Origin of the sequence: Salinivibrio sp. MA607 (assembly GCF_001996245.1) — a bacterium.
Taxonomy (GTDB): domain Bacteria; phylum Pseudomonadota; class Gammaproteobacteria; order Enterobacterales; family Vibrionaceae; genus Salinivibrio; species Salinivibrio costicola.
Genome location: NZ_MUFJ01000004.1, coordinates 53,328 through 72,071 on the forward strand (window position 1 = coordinate 53,328; position 18,744 = coordinate 72,071).

The following is an 18,744-nucleotide window of genomic DNA, read 5'->3' on the forward strand; positions in this document are numbered from 1 at the left end:
AAAATTTCCCACATTGTATCTTTGCTTATGGCTTAAAACCACACGTTTTGTCGATGTAATCGCCTTTTTAATTTTTGGCACGCCAAATGCATTCTATTGTGTGACCCYAAGGGGTCACCTAGCCAACTGACGTTGTTTGTGAGTTATTACTCACTGAAACACTGTAGCCAACCTGACTCTTAGGTTGGCTTTTTTTTATCTAGCTTTTTTATCTAACTTTTTATCTAACTGTTGGCGATAAACTGCTCGCGCAGCCCCTGGAGCTGATCGCGCAATTGTGCTGCCGTTTCAAACTCAAGGTTTTGTGCCGCTTCTAACATTTGGCTTTCAAGCTTTTTAATTTCCGCATCAATCGCTTGCGGGGATTTCAGTGCATAATCTGCATCTGGCTCGGCAACAGCACGTAACGACTTCGCGGACGATTTATTCGCCTTGCTTCGCTTACCGGTGCCGATTTCCATCACGTCCATCACTTTTTTGTTCAATTTCTGCGGTGTGATGCCATGTTCCTCATTGTAAGCCACTTGCTTGACGCGACGCCGCTCGGTTTCATCAATCGCACGCTTCATCGATTTGGTGATCCGATCACCATATAAAATGGCTTTACCGCGTAGGTTACGCGCAGCACGGCCTATGGTTTGAATCAGCGAGCGTTCAGAGCGCAAGAAACCTTCTTTATCGGCATCCAAAATGGCAACCAAAGAGACTTCTGGCATATCTAACCCCTCTCGTAGCAGGTTGATCCCCACCAAGACATCAAACTCGCCAAGCCGTAAATCGCGAATGATCTCCATGCGTTCAACCGTATCAATATCAGAGTGCAGATAGCGCACGCGCACATCGTGCTCTTGCATATATTCGGTTAGGTCTTCGGCCATACGCTTGGTTAATGTGGTCACAAGCACCCGTTCATTCAGTTCGCGCCGGGCACGTACTTCTGAGAGTAAATCATCGACCTGAGTGGCGACCGGGCGCACTTCAATTTCAGGGTCAATAAGCCCCGTCGGTCGTACCACTTGATCGATGATGTCTGACCCTGATTTCTCTTGCTCATAATTGCCCGGTGTCGCCGAGACATAAACTGTCTGTGGGGCGAGTGCTTCAAACTCATCAAACTTAAGTGGCCGGTTATCCAGCGCCGACGGTAAGCGAAACCCATAATCGACCAGTGTTTCTTTACGTGATCGATCGCCTTTATACATGGCACCAATCTGAGACACAGTCACGTGAGATTCGTCGATAATCAGCAAGCCATCAGCCGGCAAATAATCAAATAGCGTCGGCGGCGGCTCGCCTTGAGTCCGGCCACTCAGGTAACGTGAGTAGTTTTCAATTCCGGAACAATACCCCAGCTCGTTCATCATCTCGATATCAAACTGCGTGCGCTGAGTTATCCGCTGCTCTTCCAACAACTTGTTATTTTCAAGCAGCGTTTTTTTGCGATCAGCGAGTTCCACTTTTATCTGCTCAACCGCTTCCAAGATACGCTCTCGCGGGGTGACATAATGCGTTTTGGGGTAAATGGTACAGCGTGGCATATCTTTGACGCTGACTTGACCGGTCAATGGGTCAAAAACGCTAATGGTTTCAACTTCGTCATCGAAAAGCTCAACTCGGATCGCGTCTTTGTCTGATTCGGCGGGGAAAATATCAATCACTTCACCGCGAACTCGGAATGTGCCGCGCTCAAATGCCAGATCATTACGGGTATATTGGAGTTCCGCGAGACGCTGTAAAATAGTGCGCTGATCCAGAATATCACCGCGCCGGATATGTAACATCATTTTCAGATACGCGTCGGGATCCCCCAAGCCGTAAATGGCCGATACCGACGCCACAATGACGACATCACGCCGCTCCATTAAGGCTTTAGTTGCCGAAAGCCGCATTTGTTCAACCTGATCATTGATTGACGCGTCTTTTTCGATAAAGGTGTCGGTTGAAGGCACATAGGCCTCTGGTTGATAGTAGTCGTAGTAAGAAACGAAATACTCCACCGCGTTATCCGGGAAAAACTCACGCATTTCACCATATAACTGAGCCGCTAGGGTTTTATTGGGCGCCAGTATCATCGTGGGTCGATTCAGTTCCGCAATCACATTGGCCATCGTGAATGTTTTACCTGAGCCCGTTACCCCCAATAATGTTTGATGCGCGAGGCCCGCATCGAGCCCCTCACATAATCGGTGAATGGCTTCAGGCTGATCGCCCGATGGTTGAAAAGCAGAATGCAGCGAAAACGTTTTACTCATGAGGCTGTCCTGTTGGGTCGTCTGACCAAGTCATCTTATTGTCCTGACTCACCTGACGGAGTCAACGACTCTGACTGCTTACTGGTTGCGTGTAAAATGCGATCTTTTTCGCGTAGAGTTCTTGATCTGAAAATCGGACCTAGGTAACCTATCGGTCCTCTTTTGGAACCCTTACCCCTCCTTCCCGCAAAAAAATCGCAACATTCAATGATCATCACTGTATTTATCCCCGATACTCAATGACTGACGAAAAAATAATCTGTGCATAATATTGACATTCCGCCTTCGTCATACTCGTGCGCACTTACCCATAAAAAATCAATAAAATCATAACCATAAAAACACAAAACAATTTCGTGATTATCGATGTTTTGCATAAAATCAACCATGTAGCGAGTTTATCAAGATTCACACACATGGTTATCCACAGAATCTGTGGGTAACCACTGAAAGCCCTTGCCTTACTGGGGTGAATAAAAGTCAAGTCCAAGTTCGCATCAATGCTTAATCGATCGCCATTGTGGTGCTTTTATCAACGCCAACGGCTAGCTTTTCAGCAGTCAGTTGAAAAGATGGATTTTCTTAGGGTTGATGAGTTGACACTTTTTCAGGGGCTCGCTAAGATTCGCCCCGTTCTCAAGGCAATTCCCCCATAGTTCAGTTGGTAGAACGGCGGACTGTTAATCCGTATGTCACTGGTTCGAGTCCAGTTGGGGGAGCCAACCTTGAAATCAAAAAGAATACATCAGTAAATCGATTCCCCCTTAGTTCAGTTGGTAGAACGGCGGACTGTTAATCCGTATGTCGCAGGTTCGAATCCCGCAGGGGGAGCCACTTCCTTCATTTTAATTCTACTCTTTCCAAGTCACTGTCTGATCTGCTTCGCAGATTATGTCGCTATTCAACCAAACGCTATTTCACCAACGTTGACTGAGCTGTCTGCTTAGACTTGACTATTTTCTCCCTCGAAACAGCCTTCTCATATTGATCGCCCCTTCTGTTCTACCACTACCCTTTACTAAGCCGGTCGCAAATCAAGCGTCACTGATAGCTTACAGCGGGTCAGGCAAAAACCCTGCTTGATGGCGGTTGTTATAGCCGCTTCAAAAGTCGATAATAGGCAGATCACAAAAACACTAAATGATTAAATAGCATGGTTGAGTATTTGTTGCTATTAGTGGGCACTGTCTTGGTCAATAACTTCGTTCTGGTGGAGTTTTTGGGCCTGTGTCCATTTATGGGCGTATCAAAAAAACTAGAGACAGCGATTGGCATGGGCTTAGCCACAACCTTTGTGCTGACCCTGGCATCGGTGAGCTCGTACCTGGTTGAAACCTATATCCTCATTCCGTTAGATCTTGGCTACTTGCGCACACTGAGCTTTATCCTCGTCATTGCCGTGGTCGTGCAGTTCACTGAGATGGTGGTACACAAAACCAGCCCTACGTTACACCGGTTATTGGGCGTTTTCTTGCCACTGATCACCTCAAACTGTGCGGTGTTGGGTGTTGCTTTGCTCAACGTAAAACAGCAGCACAGCTTTATTGAATCCATCATTTATGGTTTTGGTGCGGCTTGTGGTTTCTCGCTGGTGTTGATTCTATTTGCCGCGATGCGTGAGCGTATTGCCGCGGCTGATGTGCCGGCTCCCTTCCGGGGCGCGTCTGTTGCTATGATCACCGCAGGTCTGATGTCGCTCGCCTTTATGGGCTTTACTGGATTGGTGACCTTATCATGAGTGGAATCGTGATCGCAGTGATTGTTATCGCTGCCCTCGCCGCTATTTTCGGCGCAATTCTTGGTTTTGCCTCGATCCGCTTTAAAGTCGAGGCCGATCCCATTGTCGATCAAATTGATGCCATCCTGCCACAAACGCAATGTGGCCAATGTGGTTATCCTGGTTGTCGACCCTATGCCGAAGCGATTGCTAATGGCGATGAAATCAATAAATGTCCCCCTGGCGGGCAACAAACCATCGAGAACCTCGCCAACCTGATGGGCGTTGAGGCGACAGAATTGGCGCATGATGAAGAAAAAAGCATCAAAACCGTTGCCTTTATCCACGAAGAAGACTGCATTGGCTGCACTAAGTGTATTCAAGCGTGTCCTGTTGATGCGATTGTCGGTAGCACCAAAGCCATGCATACCGTGATTGAACAAGATTGCACTGGATGCGATCTCTGTGTAGCACCCTGTCCGACCGATTGCATTGAAATGATCCCCGTCCAGGACACACCAGAAACCTGGAAGTGGCAGCTCGACCAAATTCCGGTAGTAAACATAACCGACAATCAGGGGGCACGCGCCTGATGGAAAGTCTCATTGAACAAATTAAACACGGTCAGATCTGGGATTTTCACGGCGGTATTCATCCACCCGAGCACAAAACCCAATCTAACCAAAACGCGATTCTTGAGCACATACTGCCATCTGAACTGGTTATTCCGTTAAAACAACATATTGGCAGTAAAGGCAAACTACTCGTTAGCCAAGGCGATCAGGTCCTCGCTGGACAAGCTCTCACCGAAACCGACATTCAGCAATGTGTGCCGGTGCATGCTCCAACCTCAGGCACCGTGATTGCAATTGAAGATAGAACCATCGCCCACCCTTCTGGGTTATCCGATCGCTGTGTTGTAATTCAACCGGACGGTGACAATACATGGGGCGCAAAACCCGCTTTTGCTGAGTATCACACCCAAACACCTGAACGCCTGATTGACCATATTCGCGCAATGGGCATTGCGGGAATGGGGGGAGCGGGTTTCCCTACCGCCCGTAAACTACAAACCGGCCTCGCACGAACCGAGATACTGATCATCAACGCCGCCGAGTGTGAGCCCTATATCACCGCCGACGATCGCTTGATGCAAGATTGCGCCGATGAAATCGTCGCGGGAATCCAAATTCTCAACCACATTGTGAAGCCAAAACTGGCGGTGATTGGTATTGAAGATAACAAGCCCGAGGCGATTGCTGCGTTAAATGCCGCTGTCGACGCGGTGGAGGACGATATCCTCATTCAAGTTGTGCCGACCAAATACCCATCAGGGGGTGAAAAACAGCTCATCCAACTGATCACAGGAAAAGAGGTACCGGCCAAAGCCTTTCCGGCCAGCATCGGCGTGTTGATGCAAAATATTGGCACCACATACGCGATTAAGCGCGCCGTGCTAGACGGTGAGCCGCTTATCAAGCGCGTGGTAACCCTGACCGGGAAAACGCTCAAAACCCAGCAAAACCGCTGGGCACTATTGGGCACGCCGATTGGCGAACTATTAGCTCAGCACGGCTATAAAGCAGATAAAAAACAGCCACGGGTGATTATTGGCGGCCCGATGATGGGCTTTACGGTGCCTCACGCTAAGGTGCCCATCACCAAAACGACTAACTGTGTGTTGGTGCCAACCCGCAAAGAAATAGCACCAGCCAAACAAGAAATGGCCTGTATTCGGTGCAGTGCCTGTGCCGATGTGTGCCCCGCGCATCTTCTCCCGCAGCAGCTGCAGTGGTACGCGAAAGATCAAGACTATGACAAATGCCAAGACTACGATCTATTTGATTGTATTGAATGTGGCGCGTGTGCCTACGTCTGTCCTAGTGAGATTCCGCTGGTGCAATATTATCGCCAAGCCAAAGCCGAAATCCGCGAGATTGAAGCAGAAAAAGAGGCGGCCGAACGGGCGCGCCAACGCTTTGAAGCCAAAAAAGCGCGGATGGAACGAGAAAAACAAGAGCGAGAAGAAAAACACCGCCAAGCAGCGGAACGTCGCAAACAAGCCGCACAGCAAAATGCCGGCTCTGGCGATGCCTTAAACGCTGCAGTTGAACGGGTGAAGGCGAAAAAAGCGGCGCAATCGGCGGATAACGACGTGAAACCCGCAGTCGCCGCTGCGATTGCACGCGCAAAAGCCAAGCAAGCCGAGGCAGCGAAAACCGGCAGTGATGAGCCAGATAACAGTGAAATGATGAAGTTGCGCGAGGAGCGCAAACGGCAAGCCCGAGCGCGTAAGGCGGCGAAAGAGACGCAAAAACCCGCGCAAGCCATAGCGTCGCAGGCAGGATCAGAAAACACTGACAACCAAGATGGTAAAAAAGACGCCGTAGCGGCTGCCGTTGCCCGCGCCAAGGCCCGAAAAGCGGCGCAACAAGGCGAATCAAGCGCTGATTCATCGGCCTCGGCTGAAAGCCAAACCGCAACAGCCCACAAAACGTCAGACACTGGCGAAGCCAGCGATAAAAAAGCCGCTGTCGCCGCTGCCGTTGCCCGTGCCAAGGCCCGAAAAGCGGCGCAACAAGGCGAATCAAGCGCTGATTCATCGGCCTCGGCTGAAAGCCAAACCGCAACAGCCAACAAAACGTCAGACACTGGCGAGGCCAGCGATAAAAAAGCCGCTGTCGCCGCTGCCGTTGCCCGTGCCAAAGCCCGAAAAGCGGCGCAACAAGGCGAATCAAGCGCTGATTCGTCGGCTTCGGCTGAAAGCCAAACCGCAACAGCCAACAAAACGTCAGACACTGGCGAAGCCAGCGATAAAAAAGCCGCTGTCGCCGCTGCCGTTGCTCGYGCCAAAGCGCGTAAAGCCGCTCAACAAAAACAAGATAATAAGGAATAATCAACGTGGCGTTTTTCATTGCAAGTTCACCACACGCCCACAATAAGCGCTCCACCAGCCATATTATGCTGACCGTTCTCCTGTGCGCATTACCAGGACTCGCGGCACAGTGGTATTTCTTTGGATGGGGAGTATTAATCCAGCTAACGCTCGCCGTGTTAACCGCCTGGACAACAGAAGCACTGGTGATGCGGTTACGTCGCCGCCCGGTGATGGCCTATTTACGTGACAATAGCGCGCTGCTCACTGCATTTCTTTTGGCCGTCGCGATCCCCCCGATGGCACCTTGGTGGGTGATCGTAATTGGTACCGCGTTTTCTATCATCGTTGCCAAGCATATTTATGGCGGGCTAGGTCAAAACCTGTTTAATCCCGCCATGGTTGGCTATGTAGTGTTGTTGATCGCATTTCCAGTACAAATGACCACCTGGCTACCGCCCGAAAGCCTTGCCACCCATGCGTTAACCTTCGGTGATACCCTAGCCACTATTTTCAGTGGCTATACGTTGGACGGTTTTAGTGTTAACCAACTCCGTATGACCGTCGATGGTGCGACCATGGCCACGCCACTGGACACCATAAAAACCGCATTAGCCGGTGGACAAACCGTCAGTGAGGCCTTGCAACAGCCTATATTTTCTGCCGTTGGTGGCAAAGGCTGGGCCTGGGTGAATACGCTGTATCTGCTCGGTGGTTTGGTATTGATTCAACGCGGTGTGATCAACTGGCATATTCCGGTTGCGGTACTCACCGCCTTATTATCAAGCGCACTGTTGGGCCACTTGATTGCGCCCGATCAATTAGCGTCGCCGCTGATTCATTTGTTGTCTGGTGCGACCATGCTGGGGGCATTTTTCATCGCCACCGATCCGGTTTCCGCATCCACGACGGACAAAGGGCGCTTGTGGTTCGGCGGCCTCATTGGGGTGTTGGTGTACTTGATCCGTACTTGGGGTGGCTACCCCGACGGTGTCGCGTTTGCAGTGATTATCGCTAACTTATGCGTGCCTTTGATTGATTACTACACCAAACCGAGAACTTACGGCCATGCGAATAAGCGGGCAGAGAAGAAGTCACAGTCATGATTGAAACAATACGAAAACATGGGGGCATCTTGGCGATCGCAGCCCTCTTATCCACCGCATTAGTGGCGGTTACCAATGCGCTGACTGAAGACACGATAAAAGAGCAACAACAAATTCAGTTATCCAAAGCGCTCAATCAAGTGATCCCAAAAGCGCGCCATGATAATCCGCTTCACCAAAGCTGCCGCCTGGTGACAAACTCGGACGCACTCGGCACTGACGAGGCGCAACCTTTTTATGTCGGCACCTTGAACGATGAGGTGACCACGGTCGCCATTCAAACCATCGCCCCCAATGGCTACAATGGCGCGATAAAAGTGCTGATCGGGATGGATGCGACCAGTCATCAAGTCTTGGGCGTACGGGTCCTCGAGCACAATGAAACCCCAGGCCTGGGAGACAAAGTGAGCTTACGTGTGTCGGACTGGGTACGGAGCTTTAGCGGCAAGACAGTGACCAGTGAAGACGATAAACGCTGGGCGGTCAAAAAAGATGGCGGTCAGTTCGATCAGTTTACCGGTGCGACCATTACCCCCCGGGCGGTGGTTACTGCGGTAAAAAAAGCGGCCTGGTTTGTAAGCCAGCAACAAGCTACCTTGCTTAACCAACCTGTCAATTGCGGAGGTGCGTCGTGAACAGTGACCACAAAGCGCTGATGAAAAATGGCTTATGGAGCAACAACCCCGCCTTTGTGCAGCTGCTGGGGTTGTGTCCACTGCTGGCAGTCTCTGCCACCGTCACCAATGCGCTGGGCCTCGGCATTGCAACACTGGCTGTGCTAGTGGGTTCCAACTTAATCGTGTCGGTGATCCGAGAATGGGTGCCTAAAGAAGTGCGTATCCCAATTTTCGTGATGGTGATCGCCTCATTGGTCACCTGTGTGCAATTGGTGATGAATGCCTATGCTTACGGCCTTTATCAGTCACTCGGGATCTTTATCCCCTTGATTGTCACCAACTGTATTATTATCGGCCGCGCTGAAGCCTTTGCCTCAAAAAACCCGGTTGGCTTATCGGTTAGTGATGGGTTTTGGATGGGAACGGGCATGACCGCAGCGCTGGTGATACTCGGCGCGATTCGAGAGATTATTGGTAACGGCACCTTGTTTGATGGCGCCGATCTGTTACTCGGTGATTGGGCCTCGGTACTACGGATTGAAATTTTCCAATTCGATACCAAATTCTTATTGGCGATATTGCCACCCGGTGCATTTTTAGCGGTGGGCTTTTTGATCGCTCTGAAAAACATCATTGATACCCATCTTGCCAGTAAGACAGAATCCGAGCAGAAACCAGTGATTGAACGTGCGCGGATCACCGGCAATCAGTGACGGGATAGGGAAATGAATAAAGAAAAACGACAACAGATTTTGGAGCGGCTGCGGGACAACAACCCAACACCGCAAACAGAGCTGCATTGGTCTACCCCTTTCGAGTTGTTGATTGCAGTGTTACTGTCTGCCCAGGCTACCGATGTGAGTGTCAATAAAGCTACCGATAAACTCTACCCGGTGGCCAACACTCCAGAGGGCTTATTGGCACTAGGTGTGGATGGGGTGAAGTCCTATATCAAAAACATCGGCCTGTTTAATTCCAAAGCCGAGAACGTGATTAAGACCTGTCGTGCGCTGATCGAACAGCACGGTGGTGAGGTGCCAGAAAACCGCGAAGCGCTGGAGGCCTTACCCGGTGTCGGGCGAAAAACGGCCAATGTTGTGCTCAATACCGCATTTGGTTGGCCCACTATTGCGGTCGATACCCATATTTTTCGGGTCTCTAATCGCACCAAGTTTGCGATGGGTAAAAACGTCAATGACGTGGAAGAGAAACTGAACAAGGTGGTGCCCAAAGCGTTTAAGGTCGATGTGCACCATTGGCTTATTTTGCACGGACGCTATACCTGCCTGGCACGCAAACCCCGCTGTGGCAGTTGCATCATTGAAGATTTATGTGAGTATAAAGATAAAGTCTATCCAGACAGCTAACGCTATTTCAGGCGAGCACTGGCAAGTAATAAAGGAGCAACGTCATGTCTAACGGCAGAATTCTACACACCATGATCCGCGTCGGTGATCTGGATCGCGCAGTGAAATTTTACACCGACGTAATGGGTATGCGTTTGTTACGCACCAATGAAAACGAGCAGTATAAATATAGCTTGGCGTTTGTCGGTTACAGCGATGAGTCTGACGGTGCAGTGATCGAATTGACCTATAACTGGGGCGAATCGGAATACGATCACGGCAACGCCTTTGGTCATATTGCGATCGGTGTCGACGATGTTTACGCCACCTGTGATCAAATTCGCCAAGCCGGCGGCAATATCACTCGCGAGCCAGGTCCAGTAAAAGGTGGCAGCACTGAAATCGCTTTTGTCACTGACCCTGATGGTTATAAGCTCGAACTTATTCAAAACAAGAGCGCGTCTGCTGGCCTAAACGGTTAACTGACACCTGCTCTCATGAAGCTCACACGCTTAACAGAGTGAGCCTTGGTGATAGCGACATAGCCAAGACAACAAAGCCCTGCTTCAACCGCAGGGCTTTGTTATTTCTGTCGCTGGGAACTAAGGTTCGCTTTTGGTTTGTCATCCCACCTCGGCTGAACGTCCGCCTACTCGCTGAACGTTGACTGTGCCTTATAACAAGGTCCTACCCAGAGAGATCACCACACGACGGTTTTTACTTCGGCCAATGGGATCCTCGTTATCGGCGACCGGCCGGCGCTCGCCATAGGCTTCAACGGTGATCCTGTCCTCAGGCAAGCCCAAAGAGGTAAAGTAGTCACGTAATTTCTTCGCCCGCCGCTCCGACATTTGTTGATTGGCGGCGCGTGTGCCTCGTGCATCGGAATAAGTGGCGACCAGGACCAAATCAATATCATCGCTATAGCGGACAAATTCGGCAATTTGGGTTAAGCGTTGGCGGCTCGCTTTGGTGAGCTCATCGCTGTTTTCTTGATAGCGCAACACGGTAAAGGAAATGTCCTCAAACGCGTAAGGCAATAAGGTGTTTAAGCATTGGCTAAATTCTTGGTACGGTGCCCCAAACGCCACCGCAGAGAGAGCAACATCGATTTGACGCTGTTGGCGCCGCCAATCTTGAAAACTAAAGGTAGGAAAGCGACCTTCTTCCAATTCGCTCAACATCGACCAGGCCGTTTGGCCGCCGACATAACCATCAAACTGTTGGAAAAACTTAAGCTGGTCCATGTATCGGGCCGGTTCACCGGGCATCCAATCGGCCGGCATGGATAGCAAAGATACCGGCGCTGTCTCGCCCATAGGACGCTGCATCTCCAACTCGAAATCTACATTCATGTCTTTGCTGGCGCGCGAGGTAAACGACGCGAGCCCGTATCCAGGAATATTGTGCTGCAGGCGGCACTCGATCGGTGTATCTATGGTCACCGCCCAGTTCGACTCGCCAAGCGATGCGACATATTGCTTGTTTGCATAAACATTACCCGCACTCAATAGACCCACGGTGAGGGCCAGCGCGCCCGGCAACACATTATTAATCAGGCATGGCTTAAAAAGGCGAGACGCCATTCTGGACTCCGAACTTCGCATGAGGCTCTGCACAGGCTTTATGATCCTTGGAGTGGCATATTTGCACACCTAAAGAGGATGCACCCAGCAGTGAGAGACGGTTTAACCAACAAGAGTAACGGTAAAGATATCGACCGGCAAGATGGTGACTTTAGCTTATCGTCCGGATTTGCGATAATCATGCTCTGATTATTGTAAGTAAAGTGACATTGCATGAGCCAAGAAAGCGATCTAAACAGCCTTAAGGCCCGATTCCGTGGTTACTTTCCCGTTGTTGTTGATGTGGAGACAGCCGGGTTTAACGCCAACACCGATGCATTACTCGAAATTTGCGCGGTAACCTTAAAAATGGATGAGCAAGGCTGGCTCGCTCCGGATAAAACATTGCATTTTAATGTCACGCCTTTTGAAGGCGCCAACTTAGAGCCAGCGGCCCTTGAATTTACCGGCATTCGTGATCCCTATAGCCCCTTGCGCGGCGCGGTTGATGAGGGCGAGGCCTTAAAAGAGATTTTTAAACTGATCCGTAAAGAGCAAAAAGCGGCAGAGTGCCAGCGCACCATTATGGTCGCCCACAATGCCAATTTTGATCACAGCTTTGTGATGGCCGCCGCCGAGCGCGCGAAACTAAAGCGTAACCCCTTCCACCCTTTTGCCACCTTTGACACGGCGGCTTTAAGCGGCTTGGCTCTCGGGCAAACCGTGCTGGCTAAAGCCTGTAAAACCGCTGATATTGCTTTTGATAACAAAGAAGCCCATAGCGCCCTTTACGATACCGAGCGTACGGCCGAGCTATTTTGTGAAATTGTTAATCGTTGGAAGCGCCTAGGCGGCTGGCCTTTGCCCTCTGCACCTGACGCGCAGGAAGAGACGCCCGAATCAAATCCGAGCGCATGAGCCGACCCACGGTTATCCGTTGCAGCAATAAATGCATGCTTTAATTGTTAACAACTTGTTTGTTGTCACATTTTTGTGATCTTATTTTGGCCTCTATTTAGCCAGCATATTAACCACGATTAAACAGGCACATAAGGAGTGAGCGACAGAATTAATTTATCCAWATTACGCCAAACACGGGCTGAGATGAGTAATAGACGCTTTAGAGTATTTACTTAAAACAATCGATAGAAACATTATCAGCCCAACCAGGTGACATCGTGCGGTATCCGTTTTGAAACCAACCTTTAACAAACGCGAAATTGGTGCCAGTATTGAACCTGTAGAACATCCGACCACTTCTCTCGCCCACGTAAGATGGGCTTTGAAGCGGCGGCCCCAAAGAACAAGAAGCTTAATTAACATAGGAGTGAGGCGCGTTATGTCATCACTATTTAAGAAATCGCTAGTGGCAACCAGTTTATCTTTGTTAGCCGTACAAGCACACAGTGCCGGCTTCCAAGTATCAGAAACCTCGGTATCCGGTTTGGGGCGTGCTTTTGCCGGTGAAGCCGCTATCGCAGACAATGCCGCCGTCGGCGCACGCAACGCTGCTGCCCTAACCCGTTTTAACACCACCGCATTCTCGGGCGGCTTGACCATTATTGACCCAGAGGTGCATGCAGATGTTGAAAGTGCCAGTAACGGTGCTGTTCCGAAATCTCAGTTAGAAGCATTGGGCTTATCAACAGAAGAAAAAGATCTCGCTCCCACCGAATATGTCCCTAACTTCCATCTAATTCAGCCGATTGATGATCGACTAGCCGTTGGTTTTTCGGCTTTCTCTAATTTTGGTTTATCAACCGAATACTCCAAAGACTTTGCGGCAGGCGTTGGCGCGGGTGATACTGCTCTGGTCACCATGAACTTTAATCCTAATATTGCTTATAAATTGAATGACCAGTGGAGTATTGGTGCGGGTATCAGTGCCATTTACGCCGATGCAGAGTTGAATCGGTTTGCGGGTGCAGGAGCCGGAACATCGCAACTTCCAGGGACAAGTGCAGCTTCAGATCGTGTCGCTCATCTAAAAGGAGATGGTTGGGGTTTTGGCTGGAACCTCGGTACCCTTTGGGAGCTTGATGAAAATAACCGCTTTGGTCTCACCTATCGCTCACAAACCGATGTAACCCTTGAAGGTGATTATCAGGGGTTATCTTCATCCAACCAAAAGGTCGATGGTGAACTAGAGCTCAGCCTTCCTGAGGTTATTGAATTCTCTGGTTTCCACCAACTGAATCAACAAATTGCAATGCACTATAGTGCGATGTATGTCGGTTGGGATACCTTTAAAGAGCTGAAAGCAACCAGTGCACAATGTAATGATGGAACGTCAGGCCAGTGCTTGAGAAAAGAAGAAGGTTGGGATAACAGCTGGCGTTATGCGCTGGGTGCGACTTACACCATGGACGATCATTGGGCGTTCCGTGCCGGCTATGCCTATGATGAAAGTCCGGTGTCAGCAGAAAAACGCACTCTAAGCATTCCTGATTCAGACCGCCATTGGTGGAGCCTAGGTACTACCTATACCGCCAATGACAACCTCTCTGTTGATGCGGGTTTTGCCTTCCTTGATGGTGACCAAGTTGAAGGCACCGAAGACGGATTTGCGTTCTCAGCCGGTGGCGATGCTTACATCTACGGTTTGCAGCTGAACTACTTGTTCTAAATACTGCTACCTAGCCATAACCCAACGAGCCGGCCTACATAGGCCGGCTTTTTTCGATCTAGTATCCCGCCTTAAATGACATTAGAAGCGATGGCTGGCCGCTATGATGGAATAACGCGACCAAGCCCCGCACACAGACATGCCGTGAACCCATCCCTGGGGCGCCGCCGCGCCCTTTTTGCCTACTTTACTAGTCGCGAATTTCAGCAACGCTGACAAGCATGAAAGAAAGTAACCAAAAAAAAACGATTTCCCCTCGACACAGACAAAATTTTGCGCAAACTGGGTAGCTTAATTACAAAATCATAGATAACCCCTGCGGCAACGCTGCAGTGATAACCCCTATAACAGGAACGTTTCCATGAACCCGGTAGTCATTTCAGTCTGTGTCATGCTGGCACTGGCCCTTATGCGCGTCAATGTCGTCGTCGCACTCACCTTTAGTGCGGTCCTTGGTGGCCTGGTCGGTGGGCTCAGTATTTCCGAGACCATCAGTGCCTTTGAAGGCGGCCTTGGCGGTGGTGCCACTATTGCGCTCAGTTATGCGATGCTCGGTACCTTTGCGGTCGCAATTAGCCGTTCAGGGATCACCGATGTTCTCGCGCACTCGGTGATCCGCAAGCTTAACGCGCGCCCCACCGATGCCAATACCGCCACCTTTAAATATGTGGTCTTGGTCTTATTAGGCCTTTTGGCTATTTCGTCGCAAAACGCGATTCCGGTCCACATCGCTTTTATTCCTATTGTGATCCCACCTTTATTGCATGTGTTCCAACGCTTAAAGCTCGATCGTCGCCTGGTCGCCTGTGTGCTGACCTTTGGTTTGATCATGCCGTATATGGTGTTGCCGGTCGGCTTTGGCGGCATCTTTTTGAATAATATTTTGCTGAAAAACCTCAATGACAATGGCCTAAACGTGGTCGCCAGCCAGGTGCCGACGGCAATGTTATTACCGGCAGCCGGGATGGTAGTAGGCTTGCTGATCGCGACCTTTATCAGCTATCGCCAGCCACGCCAATACAGTGAAGGGGACGTCCTCACTGCTGAGCCGGAAAACCACGCCATTAGCCCCCGTAACCTGTGGGTTGCAGGCATTGCGATTGTCGCGGCGTTAAGCGTGCAGCTGATGGCAGGGTCGATGATTGTCGGCGCATTGGCCGGCTTTATGGTGTTTACCTTTGGCGGCGTGATCCGTTGGAAAGACACCCAGGATGTGTTTACCAAAGGGGTACACATGATGGCGATGATCGGCTTTATTATGATCACCGCCGCTGGGTTTGCCGCGGTAATGAAAGCAACGGGTGGTGTGGAGTCCTTAGTCGCTTCTTTGTCAGGCTCGATTGGCGATAACAAACCGCTCGCGGCGTTTTTGATGTTGATTGTCGGTTTACTAGTGACCATGGGGATCGGCTCGTCGTTCTCGACCATTCCGATTATCGCTACCATTTATGTGCCACTCTCACTGGCGTTTGGCTTCTCGCCGATGGCAACCATTGCCTTGGTGGGAACGGCCGCCGCCCTGGGCGATGCTGGCTCACCCGCTTCGGATTCTACTTTGGGTCCAACGTCGGGCCTGAACGCCGATGGCCAACATGAACACATTTGGGATACCGTGGTCCCCACCTTTATCCACTATAACCTGCCATTAATTGCCTTCGGCTGGTTAGCCGCGATGATGCTCTAGGGCGTGAACGCGCTATGTGAGTAAAAAGGCGGTATAGACAAGAAAAAAGCCACGTTTTATAACGTGGCTTTTTACCTGATACGGCTCGCTTCAGTGATACGGCGAGAGCCGGATAAACGCGAACAATTACTCGTTTTCACTCGCATCACGACGCGCGGCCGCTTCTTTGACCAGTGGCTGTAACTCACCTTTTTGGAACATTTCCAAGATGATGTCACACCCGCCAACCAGCTCTCCGTCAACCCACAACTGTGGGAATGTTGGCCACTGTGCGTAAACAGGTAGCTCTGCGCGGATCTCTGGGTTTTGCAACACATCCACGTAAGCAAACTTCTCGCCACACGACATCAGCGCTTGAGAGGCTTGTGACGAAAAACCACAGCTTGGTAGTTTCGGCGACCCTTTCATGTATAGCAGAATCGCGTTTTCTTCGATTTGCTGCTTAATTTTGTCCATTGTTTCCATTGCTTCCTCGAACACTGTCTGTGAATCTTATTTTGATTCTACTGGTTAACAGGCTGGAAAAAAATGCCTAAATGTTTTGTGGGATTAAGCGTAAAAATTTTGCTGCGATCCTTTTAATAAAGTAAAAACTTGCTAAACTAGATACAGCAAAACGAAAATAGTAGTCACACTCGATGGTTAGGTGGCGATAACGGCAATGGGTAGTCAGTGATCATCCGTTGTCAGTTATTCGTATTTGCCCCTGCATTGTCAGTGATCGACTACAGGAAGCACTCTCACGATAAAAACGGAGATATATAGCAATGTCATTCCAACTACCTGAATTACCTTTCGCAAAAGACGCACTAGAACCACATATCTCAAAAGAAACACTCGACTACCACTACGACAAGCACCACAACACCTATGTGGTGAAGTTGAACGGTTTGATCGAAGGCACAGATTTCGAAGGTAAATCACTCGAAGACATTATCAAGACCTCGTCAGGTGGCGTGTTCAATAATGCGGCCCAAGTGTGGAACCACACCTTCTACTGGCACTGCCTGAGCCCAAATGGCGGCGGTGAGCCAACAGGTGACGTTGCAGACGCGATCACCAAAGCATTTGGTTCGTTTGACGAGTTTAAAACTCAGTTCACCAATGCTGCTGTGACTAACTTCGGCTCAGGCTGGACTTGGTTGGTGAAAAAAGCAGACGGGTCGGTTGCAATCGTCAACACCTCGAATGCCGAAACACCCGTGACTCACGATGGTGAAACGCCATTGTTGACTGTCGACGTTTGGGAACACGCGTACTACATCGATTATCGTAACGTGCGTCCAGATTACCTCGCTGCATTCTGGAAACTGGTTAACTGGGACTTCGTCGCGAAAAACTTCGCAGGCTAAACCAATCGCCAACAGACCGAGCACGAAAAAGGTCTGTTGCAAGCCCTGGCTCTTGCAAACCTAGGCGCTTGTAAACCCAGGCTTACCAATCACTAGGAGGCGTTTATCGCCTCCTTTTTTTATGCCTGATACGCTTTGCAAACTCGCATTTTAGGCAAAAAAAACCGCCAACTAGGTTGACGGCTTAACGGAACTTGATAAGTCCAAGAGAATTAATCTTGTTCTTTTTCTGACAAGATAATCCGCAGCGTGCGGCGTAGCGGCTCTGCCGCTCCCCATAACAGCTGATCACCCACAGTAAAGGCATTAAGGAAATCATCCCCCATCGCCAGTTTACGGAGACGACCCACTGGCACAGACATGGTGCCTGTCACTTTTGCTGGGCTCAGATCCGTCATGGTCACGTCACGCTCGTTAGGCACCACGCTGACCCAGTCATTGTGCGACGCAATCATGTCTTCAATCTCATCCATCGGCACCGCTTTTTTCAACTTGATGGTCAGCGCCTGGCTGTGACAGCGCATGGCTCCCACACGGACACAAGTCCCGTCGATAGGAATCGGATTGTTTTGTAACCCTAGGATCTTGTTGGTTTCAACCGAGGCTTTCCACTCTTCCTTGCTTTGGCCGTTGTCACGCTTGACGTCAATCCAAGGGATCAATGAGCCTGCGAGTGGCGCACCAAACTGCTCGCTAGGAAAATCGCTCGAGCGCAGGGTTTGAGCCACTTTGCGGTCAATATCTAGAATAGATGTTGCAGGGCTTGCCAAGTCAGTGTTCACTGAATCATTGATGACACCCATTTGGCTGATCAGCTCGCGCATGTGTTTTGCGCCTGAGCCAGACGCCGCTTGGTACGTTTGCGCGGTCATCCACTCAACCAGACCGTTTTGATACAAACCGCCTAAGCCCATCAGCATCAAGCTAACCGTACAGTTACCGCCGACGAACGTGCGCGTGTCGTTATGGATCCCCGCTTGGATGTGTTTGAAGTTAATCGGATCCAAGGTGATGATACTATCATCTGCCATTCGTAATGATGACGCTGCATCAATCCAATAGCCTTTCCAACCTGATTCACGCAGTTTTGCGTAAACATCGTTGGTGTAATCGCCGCCTTGGCAGGTGATAATAGCATCGAGGGTTTTGAGCGTTTCAATGTCATAGGCATCTTGTAACATGCCTGCATCTTTGCCGTAATTCGGCGCTGCAATCCCGACTTGTGAGGTGCTAAAAAACACAGGTTCGATATGGTCGAAGTCTTTTTCTTCTACCATGCGCTGCATCAGCACCGATCCCACCATGCCGCGCCAGCCAACTAAACCTACTCGCATCATAATTTTCACACTCCATGTTGTGTGACCGCCGTTAACAACAGCATATGGTTGCCTGACAGTCAGTGAAAAAACGTTTTTGATACTAACACGTCTTATCACGGTCGTCAGGTTAACGCCTCTGCCTGCTTATTAAATGACCTCATTTTCAAGTTTCCGTCACCTATGTCTAACTTGATTTAACGTACAGGCGTCTAAAAAACAAACTGAAAAACACAGACAAAACAAAATATTGAAACATTTAAACACCCTTAAAATAACCATATATTA

Annotated in this window: 16 protein-coding genes and 2 tRNA genes; 14 read left to right on the plus strand and 4 right to left on the minus strand. The window is 50.0% G+C overall.

Features of this window, described 5'->3' with window-relative positions; all coding sequences use genetic code 11:
- Nucleotides 1-224: 224 nt before the first annotated feature.
- Entirely contained in the window at nucleotides 225-2,252 is a 2,028-nt protein-coding gene (uvrB, locus tag BZG81_RS03085) for an excinuclease ABC subunit UvrB (protein WP_021022317.1), read from the minus strand.
- A gap of 646 nt (nucleotides 2,253-2,898) precedes the next feature.
- Here uvrB and BZG81_RS03090 point away from each other — a divergent pair.
- The 10 genes from BZG81_RS03090 to gloA all read left to right on the plus strand — a co-directional run bounded on the left by BZG81_RS03090 (nucleotide 2,899) and on the right by gloA (nucleotide 10,395).
- Nucleotides 2,899-2,974 (plus strand) — tRNA-Asn (locus BZG81_RS03090).
- Between the two features lie 36 nt (nucleotides 2,975-3,010).
- Nucleotides 3,011-3,086 (plus strand) — tRNA-Asn (locus tag BZG81_RS03095).
- A 319-nt stretch (nucleotides 3,087-3,405) separates the two neighbouring features.
- Nucleotides 3,406-3,990: an electron transport complex subunit RsxA gene (gene rsxA, locus BZG81_RS03100; protein WP_021022315.1), complete on the plus strand. Its 585-nt coding sequence runs from the start codon at nucleotides 3,406-3,408 to the stop codon at nucleotides 3,988-3,990.
- On the plus strand, nucleotides 3,987-4,562 hold the full coding sequence (gene rsxB / locus BZG81_RS03105) for an electron transport complex subunit RsxB (RefSeq protein WP_021022314.1): 576 nt from the start codon (nucleotides 3,987-3,989) through the stop codon (nucleotides 4,560-4,562). Before rsxA ends, rsxB begins: the two co-directional genes overlap by 4 nt.
- A complete protein-coding gene (gene rsxC, locus BZG81_RS03110; protein ID WP_077676714.1) occupies nucleotides 4,562-6,865 on the plus strand; it encodes an electron transport complex subunit RsxC in 2,304 nt (767 codons plus the stop codon). Before rsxB ends, rsxC begins: the two co-directional genes overlap by 1 nt.
- A gap of 5 nt (nucleotides 6,866-6,870) precedes the next feature.
- Nucleotides 6,871-7,950, plus strand: a complete 1,080-nt coding sequence (gene rsxD / locus BZG81_RS03115; protein ID WP_077676715.1) for an electron transport complex subunit RsxD — start codon at nucleotides 6,871-6,873, stop codon at nucleotides 7,948-7,950.
- Nucleotides 7,947-8,585, plus strand: a complete 639-nt coding sequence (gene rsxG, locus BZG81_RS03120; RefSeq protein WP_077660640.1) for an electron transport complex subunit RsxG — start codon at nucleotides 7,947-7,949, stop codon at nucleotides 8,583-8,585. Before rsxD ends, rsxG begins: the two co-directional genes overlap by 4 nt.
- Entirely contained in the window at nucleotides 8,582-9,280 is a 699-nt protein-coding gene (locus BZG81_RS03125) for an electron transport complex subunit E (protein ID WP_021022310.1), read from the plus strand. The genes rsxG and BZG81_RS03125 overlap by 4 nt, the downstream gene beginning before the upstream one ends.
- A 12-nt stretch (nucleotides 9,281-9,292) precedes the next feature.
- Nucleotides 9,293-9,934 carry an endonuclease III gene (gene nth, locus BZG81_RS03130; protein WP_021022309.1) on the plus strand — a complete coding sequence of 214 codons (642 nt, stop codon included), beginning with the start codon at nucleotides 9,293-9,295 and terminating at the stop codon, nucleotides 9,932-9,934.
- Between the two features lie 44 nt (nucleotides 9,935-9,978).
- Nucleotides 9,979-10,395: a lactoylglutathione lyase gene (gloA, locus tag BZG81_RS03135; protein WP_021022308.1), complete on the plus strand. Its 417-nt coding sequence runs from the start codon at nucleotides 9,979-9,981 to the stop codon at nucleotides 10,393-10,395.
- Nucleotides 10,396-10,587: 192 nt separating this feature from the next.
- On the opposite strand, the gene motY is transcribed toward gloA, so the two are convergent.
- The gene (gene motY / locus BZG81_RS03140; RefSeq protein ID WP_021022307.1) at nucleotides 10,588-11,499 is read right to left on the minus strand and encodes a flagellar protein MotY; all 912 of its coding nucleotides are present in this window, start codon (nucleotides 11,497-11,499) and stop codon (nucleotides 10,588-10,590) included.
- Between the two features lie 213 nt (nucleotides 11,500-11,712).
- Here motY and rnt point away from each other — a divergent pair, with 213 nt between their 5' ends.
- The 3 genes from rnt (at nucleotide 11,713) to BZG81_RS03155 (ending at nucleotide 15,788) form a co-directional block, all read left to right on the plus strand.
- Nucleotides 11,713-12,396, plus strand: coding sequence for a ribonuclease T (rnt, locus tag BZG81_RS03145; protein WP_077676716.1), 684 nt, complete (start codon nucleotides 11,713-11,715; stop codon nucleotides 12,394-12,396).
- Between the two features lie 421 nt (nucleotides 12,397-12,817).
- On the plus strand, nucleotides 12,818-14,104 hold the full coding sequence (locus BZG81_RS03150; RefSeq protein ID WP_077676717.1) for an outer membrane protein transport protein: 1,287 nt from the start codon (nucleotides 12,818-12,820) through the stop codon (nucleotides 14,102-14,104).
- Nucleotides 14,105-14,465: 361 nt separating this feature from the next.
- Nucleotides 14,466-15,788 (plus strand): Na+/H+ antiporter family protein, encoded by a 1,323-nt coding sequence (locus tag BZG81_RS03155; RefSeq protein WP_021022304.1) that lies wholly within the window; start codon nucleotides 14,466-14,468, stop codon nucleotides 15,786-15,788.
- A 126-nt stretch (nucleotides 15,789-15,914) separates the two neighbouring features.
- Here the strand turns inward: BZG81_RS03155 and grxD are convergent, their stop codons facing one another.
- On the minus strand, nucleotides 15,915-16,253 hold the full coding sequence (gene grxD, locus BZG81_RS03160) for a Grx4 family monothiol glutaredoxin (protein ID WP_021022303.1): 339 nt from the start codon (nucleotides 16,251-16,253) through the stop codon (nucleotides 15,915-15,917).
- 302 nt (nucleotides 16,254-16,555) lie between these two features.
- Here grxD and sodB point away from each other — a divergent pair, with 302 nt between their 5' ends.
- A complete protein-coding gene (gene sodB, locus BZG81_RS03165; protein WP_021022302.1) occupies nucleotides 16,556-17,140 on the plus strand; it encodes a superoxide dismutase [Fe] in 585 nt (194 codons plus the stop codon).
- Between the two features lie 212 nt (nucleotides 17,141-17,352).
- Here the strand turns inward: sodB and asd are convergent, their stop codons facing one another.
- Nucleotides 17,353-18,477, minus strand: coding sequence for an aspartate-semialdehyde dehydrogenase (gene asd / locus BZG81_RS03170; RefSeq protein WP_021022301.1), 1,125 nt, complete (start codon nucleotides 18,475-18,477; stop codon nucleotides 17,353-17,355).
- Between the last annotated feature and the right edge of the window lie 267 nt (nucleotides 18,478-18,744).

Coding starts and splice junctions, on each gene's coding strand:
- uvrB (WP_021022317.1), bottom strand. CDS start 2,252: ATGAGTAAAACGTTTTCGCTGCATTCTGCTTTTCAACCATCGGGCGAT.
- rsxA (WP_021022315.1), top strand. CDS start 3,406: ATGGTTGAGTATTTGTTGCTATTAGTGGGCACTGTCTTGGTCAATAAC.
- rsxB (WP_021022314.1), top strand. CDS start 3,987: ATGAGTGGAATCGTGATCGCAGTGATTGTTATCGCTGCCCTCGCCGCT.
- rsxG (WP_077660640.1), top strand. CDS start 7,947: ATGATTGAAACAATACGAAAACATGGGGGCATCTTGGCGATCGCAGCC.
- nth (WP_021022309.1), top strand. CDS start 9,293: ATGAATAAAGAAAAACGACAACAGATTTTGGAGCGGCTGCGGGACAAC.
- gloA (WP_021022308.1), top strand. CDS start 9,979: ATGTCTAACGGCAGAATTCTACACACCATGATCCGCGTCGGTGATCTG.
- motY (WP_021022307.1), bottom strand. CDS start 11,499: ATGGCGTCTCGCCTTTTTAAGCCATGCCTGATTAATAATGTGTTGCCG.
- rnt (WP_077676716.1), top strand. CDS start 11,713: ATGAGCCAAGAAAGCGATCTAAACAGCCTTAAGGCCCGATTCCGTGGT.
- BZG81_RS03150 (WP_077676717.1), top strand. CDS start 12,818: ATGTCATCACTATTTAAGAAATCGCTAGTGGCAACCAGTTTATCTTTG.
- BZG81_RS03155 (WP_021022304.1), top strand. CDS start 14,466: ATGAACCCGGTAGTCATTTCAGTCTGTGTCATGCTGGCACTGGCCCTT.
- grxD (WP_021022303.1), bottom strand. CDS start 16,253: ATGGAAACAATGGACAAAATTAAGCAGCAAATCGAAGAAAACGCGATT.
- sodB (WP_021022302.1), top strand. CDS start 16,556: ATGTCATTCCAACTACCTGAATTACCTTTCGCAAAAGACGCACTAGAA.
- asd (WP_021022301.1), bottom strand. CDS start 18,477: ATGATGCGAGTAGGTTTAGTTGGCTGGCGCGGCATGGTGGGATCGGTG.